General features: G+C 54.3%; 5 protein-coding genes. 4 read left to right on the top strand and 1 reads right to left on the bottom strand.

Going from position 1 to position 5,988, the window contains the following annotated elements; genetic code table 11:
- The first annotated feature begins 110 nt into the window (after positions 1-110).
- From B2R17_RS02725 to B2R17_RS02715, 3 genes are all read left to right on the top strand, one after another.
- Positions 111-1,313 carry a DUF1559 domain-containing protein gene (locus B2R17_RS02725; RefSeq protein WP_286762745.1) on the top strand — a complete coding sequence of 401 codons (1,203 nt, stop codon included), beginning with the start codon at positions 111-113 and terminating at the stop codon, positions 1,311-1,313.
- 117 nt (positions 1,314-1,430) lie between these two features.
- Positions 1,431-1,616: a hypothetical protein gene (locus B2R17_RS02720; RefSeq protein ID WP_286762744.1), complete on the top strand. Its 186-nt coding sequence runs from the start codon at positions 1,431-1,433 to the stop codon at positions 1,614-1,616.
- Between the two features lie 261 nt (positions 1,617-1,877).
- Positions 1,878-3,182, top strand: coding sequence for a serine hydrolase domain-containing protein (locus B2R17_RS02715; protein WP_286762743.1), 1,305 nt, complete (start codon positions 1,878-1,880; stop codon positions 3,180-3,182).
- Positions 3,183-3,211: 29 nt separating this feature from the next.
- Here B2R17_RS02715 and B2R17_RS02710 read toward each other — a convergent pair whose 3' ends face one another.
- Positions 3,212-4,396, bottom strand: coding sequence for a DUF1571 domain-containing protein (locus tag B2R17_RS02710; RefSeq protein WP_286762742.1), 1,185 nt, complete (start codon positions 4,394-4,396; stop codon positions 3,212-3,214).
- 506 nt (positions 4,397-4,902) lie between these two features.
- Here B2R17_RS02710 and B2R17_RS02705 point away from each other — a divergent pair.
- Positions 4,903-5,988: sodium:calcium antiporter (locus B2R17_RS02705; RefSeq protein WP_286762741.1), on the top strand; the 1,086-nt coding region annotated here is incomplete at its 3' end.

Here is a 5,988-nt window from a genome sequence, read left to right as displayed (position 1 = left end):
ACTAATTGATCGTGCGTTGCTTATCTACCACTCAGGCACCACAGTCGAGTTCTCGACTTCAGCATTGGCTGGTGCCATCCATTCGCGATTCAGCTCTCGGGGAGAGTCTTATGAAGAAGATGCGCAGAAGCGGTTTTACATTGGTTGAACTTCTGGTGGTCATTGCCATCATCGGCGTCCTTGTTGGGTTGTTACTACCTGCCGTGCAAGCTGCTCGGGAAGCGGCTCGACGGATGAGTTGCAGCAATAACTTCAAGCAAATCGGCCTCGCACTTCACAACTATCACTCGGCTTACAACAAGCTGCCCGCACAAAAAGGCGGCACGAACAATACCAACGATGGGTCTTTGGGAGGCAACCAACTACGTCTTGGTTGGCTGCCAGCGATCTTGCCCTTCATCGAACAACAAGGATTGTGGGAACAAATCAGTCACCCGTTGGCAATCAACACGGACGGATCACTCCGCACGACACCTTGGCCTGGCATGGGCCCAGCACCATGGCGAACCGATTACACACCTTGGATCACTGAATTGGCTGCGCTTCGTTGCCCCAGCGATCCAGGAACCGGACTGCCCGCACTCGGCCGAACCAACTACGCCGCATGCCAAGGGGATGCTGTTGAATACGGCGAAGTCGGTGCCTGGAGCGGTTCCAATCCGCTTGTCATGAACTCAGGCTACGCCGAACAAATCCGCATCTCCGGTCGCGGCATGTTTGTCGCTCGCCAATACACTGGCTTCCGTGATGTCTTGGACGGTTTGTCCAACACGATCGCAGCCGGCGAAATCGCAACCGACTTGGGTGATCGTGACATCCGAACGGCTCCCATCGACGGCCCCGGATCCGCCATCCTTCGCGACAACCCATCGTGGGCTCGCGACAATGACAAGATCGACCCTGAGCGTCCACAATTCTGGCGTGCCGGTGAAAACTTGACGACCGACAACGCGGCTGGAGACGGTGCCCGTGCAAGCTGGGCTCGTGGATTTCACTGGGCCGACGGCGAAATGCAACATTCGGGCATGAATACCATTCTGGCACCCAACAGCGAAACGGTTTCACGCACGACGGCGGACAGCACCTGGGGCATGTACCCACCCAGTTCGCGTCACCAAGGTGGTGTTCACGTCTTGATGGGTGACGGGGCAGTGAAGTTCATCACGGATTCCATCGAAGCGGGCAACTCCCGTGCTCACACCGTTTACAGAGACCACAACCCTGGCAACGCAGGCACAAAAAGCCCGTATGGATTGTGGGGTGCGCTCGGCACTAAAGCGAACAAAGAAACGGTTTCATTGGACTCACTCTGATAGCCGGAAAGGCATTTGCTTCGGCAAACGAGGAATCGAAGCGTTGTTGCAATCACGCAGCAACGCTTCCTTGCTTTCCAATCTCATCACACTTTTCTAAATTTACATAGCAACCAGATGTACAACACCAAACACTCCAATCGATTGATTGCTTTCCTGTCTCTGACATGCCTCTCCTTTCTCTGTGTCGGATGCGACAGCAGCGAATCGACCGTCATCCAGCAACCTGCCGATGCGGCACAAGAAATGGACGACTACGAAGCAATGATGAACTCCTCGGCGAAAGAAGCCTACGGAAAGTAGGTTCTTCAATCATTTCACCATCAACGCTGGATCCGACCCTGGATCCAGCGTTTCTCATAGAGTGACCGCAATCGGTCGATCCAATCATTGAATGCGAGCCCGAAACTTGACCTGGCCGGGTGGCACGCATACAGTCCCACAGAGAACGATTTCAAATAAGAGAACGGTCATCGGCCTCGCCGGTGGCAATGGTCTCGATCGATCTGCGGGAACAAACAGATGGCGGTACGCTTTTGCACCAGTCTCTTGATATCGACACTGGTGAGTCAATTCTTCCTCGTCCAAACTCTGATGGGCCAGGAGTCACTGCAGAGTCGATTCGCAGAAGTCATCGACCGAGCCGGCAAAAGCAAATTCAGTGGCATCGTGGTTGCCGAAAAAGATGGCAAGGTCATCGCCAATCAAAACTTTGGCTACGCAGACTCCGAATCAAAAATTCCAATCGATTCGAAAACGCTGTTCGAGATTGGGTCGGTGACCAAACCGATCACGGCTCTCGCGGTGATCATCCTCGATCGACAAGGCAAATTGTCTCTGGAGGATTCCATTGCGGATCACTTGCCAAATGTCCCTGAGAGTTGTCGCGGCATCACGATCCAACATCTGCTGCAACATACCTCCGGCATTCCCGGCACCAACTACGGCCCAGTGTCAAAAGATGTCGGTCAGGTGACCAAAGCCTATCTGCGAGGTGGCCCACAACAGAAACCAGGGACCAAATTTGAATACTGGAACCAGGGCTACGCGTTGCTCGCCGCCATCATCGCGGAGGTAACCGGCCAGACCTACCAGAACGCAATTCGCGAATTGGTTTTGCGTCCTGCGAAAATGGATGCGGCTTGCTTCACCGGTGACTCTGCCCCGGAAGGCTTCCAGGTATCAATCGGCAAATCAACCTATGGCGCGGACCGTTCCGCATTGGATCATCCCTACGGCGATTTTTACGGATTGCAATACCAAGGAATGGGAGGGATCGTTGCCAACGCGGAGGACATGCTCTCCTTTCTCCTAACGCTTCGAAAATCAAAGACAAGCGTTGAGAGAATGCTGCAGCCTGGACCCGACGGCGGCTACGGACTTGGTTGGCGAATCGCCGATGCAGGCGAACCTCATCAGCGAGTCTCTCACACCGGTTCCGTGCGTGGTTTCCTCACTGCGGTTTCTTGGTACCCAGAACAGAACGCTTCTTTAATCGTCCTGGCCAACACCGACGACAAGCGTGGTTTCTTCCTTGCCGAATCTGGCTGCCGAAAGGCTTTGGAGACCATGGTCATTCCACTCCCGAAATCGCAGCAGTTCGAGAAAGAATTTCGCGAATCGTTGGTCGGGCAGTTCAGACTTCAGTCACGAGTGATAACGGTTTCGGAAGCCGGCGAAGGATTGGAGATGGTGATCGACTGGGGAGGCCCCAAAACGTTTGGCAAACTCGCGAAAACATCGTCTGCCAAACGGCTTCAATACTTGGATGGATCCGACGATGACGTCGGCGTGTTGCTGGAAGGGCAGGAAAACGGAAAGGTTCAATCGCTCAAGATCCTCAACAGCATCTATCACAGACAAGACTGACTTGGCGTGTTGACGCCAGCCTGAATCGTTCAGTCCTTTGCAACCGCATTGGGACTGACTTTCAGATCCGTTTTTGTCAAACCGACAGGACCTTTTAGCTTGCCCTTCAAGCGTGTCGAAGCGAAAGCGGCATCAGCCAAGCCGACATTGAGTTTCAGATCCGCGTAGGTGTACTCCTCTTTCAACTCAGGTGATTCACCTTCCGCAGTGGGCCAATCGTAGACTTCCAAACGAATGGGGACGTGCAGTTCGTCATCAATGAATGCGTTGGCACGATGGAATGTGACACCGCCTTCTTTGGATGGATGAACAATCTGAATGTGAGTGGCTGGGCGTCCCATCACCCGGGCTTTCCGAAAGTAGGTGACTTCGGTGTTGTCGCCGGTCGGATCGGTTTCCATGTCGAATTCGATCAACCCGATCAAGCGGTTCATAATCTTGTCAAAACCAATATCCGTGATGGGATAGTTGCTTTGCTCTTTGGCCTGACGACCGTGAGGATCAATGGAAAGCACCAAATAGCTGAGTGCTCCACCGCCTTTTCGAACACGGGCTTTCCCTTCGTTCTCACCTTCGATGTAGAGAACTCGCCGATCGCGGAGTGTACGTGGTGATTGGTATTGCAAGAACACGGACATCGGCGAGACATCACCCGTCTGGTTCGTTTGTGCGACACGCACGGCAACATCCATGATCTGCGGCGTCTGCAGTTCGCCATCGATGCGTTCGCGTTTGATCAACTTGCAACTGTAATCGCTGACGTGCTGTCGAATGTGGTCAGCATGAGCCCTGGCAAACCCAAGTGCCCAGCCCAATGGATGATCGGCGATCGGCGGATGCGATCGATGATCCTCAGGATTGCCCGCGGTGCCCTGTGCATCCATCAACGGAGCCAAAGCGTCTTTTGTCGAGAGCGAGTTCACCGGCGATGTCGCCGACACTTGTTGAATGACGTTTGAATTGTCCAATCCCAATTCAGCGATCGCTTGCTCGGCCAGCTGATCAGTACTGTCTTCCACAGCAATCTTCTGCACCGACACTCGGTCATTCCCCGAATCACCAAACTTGGCCGCGTGATGAGACACCGATGCGGCATCGTCGGCACGAACTGACAGCGAGTTGGTGAGCGATCCCAACACGACGCACGACAATGTCAAGGTGGACGCGACGTTGGCCGAAGTTCGAAGGCGGCGGGTCATGGATGAGGTCGGCATAGAAGGTGGCTCCAAATGGCGGTCGAATGTCCGTTCGTTTCCGGTGGTGCTCGTTCAGCCCAAGCGGCGAGGACCATTGGTGCAGGAAACGTGCCGATTACCTAAAAAAGTCAAAATTTCAGATTAGCGACCCCTCCAGTGGAAACAACCAAAAAGGATCTTTCTGAACTGGAACGAAAGCGGTGATGTCTGGACGGCCGGTAAAACCGGCACAGTCTTCCGCCTTTCATGCACAGCAATACACGCATCATTGTCTGTTTCACGACTCGGCCGCGTGATCGCGAAGAGCGTCCGGCGATGGACAACGAGGTCTCTTCGCGTTCAATCTGATATCCGCGGATTGCATTCTGAGACGGCCTTGTGAAACCGAGCGTGGAACTCATGCCCAATCGGAGGTGTTGGCAAAACACTGCTGCCACTTGTAATTGTTGCCTTCGCGATGTCATTCTTTGGGGTCGTGAGCAATCCGCGAATCGAACTTCCTCTTTCCGTTTTTCAAGGCTTCCATGGGCATCGTCATCCCACTCGTTCTGATCTTCCTCACCTGCCTCGTCATTTGGCGAGCCTGCGATGGATTTGAAATCGCGAGTGAGTACATCGGACGCAACCTTTCCGAAGGCGTTCGCGGCGGCACGATCAATGCCATCTCCAGTTCAATTCCGGAACTCTTCACAACACTGATCGCACTGTTTGTGCTTTCCGACCGAGACGGATTTTCGATCGGCATCGGGACCACGGCAGGAAGCGCGTTGTTCAACGGCATGATCATCCCCGCGGTTTGCATTCTCAGCGTGGTTGGCTTTGTCGTGATGGGAGTCCGTGTCACCTCGGTTAACGTTTCCACTCGTGTTCTTCTCCGCGATGGGATCTCGCTGATCATCTGCGAGTTCATTCTCATTCTGTTGATCAACGGAGAACAACTTCATTGGTGGCAAGGTTTGATCCTGATGCTGATGTACGGGACTTACCTCGCGTACATGTTGACGACGATGAAGCCTTCTGAGATGAAGCCCTCAGAGTTGTCCTCCGACGACGAGCAATCGGATGATGAAGACGAAGAGGAGGATGAGTCCCCACGTGGCGCCATCGCCACCTTGTTCTATTGGATCTCCGGAGGCCCGCTCTTGGATCTGGAACGATGGTTTGTCAAAGACCATCATCGCGAACAGATGAAAGAAGAAACCTGGAATGGCTGGGGATTGCTTTTGACCAGCACGGGAGTCATCGCGATGGCCTGCTGGACGTTGGTGCTGGCGTGTGAGTGGCTCGGCAGCGGCCCGGCCAACGCTGAGAATCCATCGTACGAATTGTTCGGGCAGACCTTCGAAGGCCTGGGCATGCCCGCCATGTTCGTCGCAGTCATCTTTGCATCGATGGCGACCAGCGTCCCTGACACGGTCATGTCCATTCGCGACGCTCGGGACGGCGACTACGACGATGCGGTGGCCAACGCCTTGGGCAGCAACATCTTTGACATTTGCTTCGCACTCGGCTTCCCACTGTTCCTGTTCACGCTCATCCACGGCCCCATCGCAATGGAGCCCGAAATCGCGGCGCAGAGCGGCGAACTGCGTTTGTTCCTATTCATCCTG

The sequence above is a fragment of the Rhodopirellula sp. UBA1907 genome, from assembly GCF_002337565.1.
In the GTDB taxonomy this organism is placed as follows: Bacteria; Planctomycetota; Planctomycetia; order Pirellulales; family Pirellulaceae; genus Rhodopirellula; species Rhodopirellula europaea.
The sequence above is the reverse complement of the archived record's forward strand: the minus strand, read 5'-3'. Positions and strand labels throughout refer to the sequence as shown.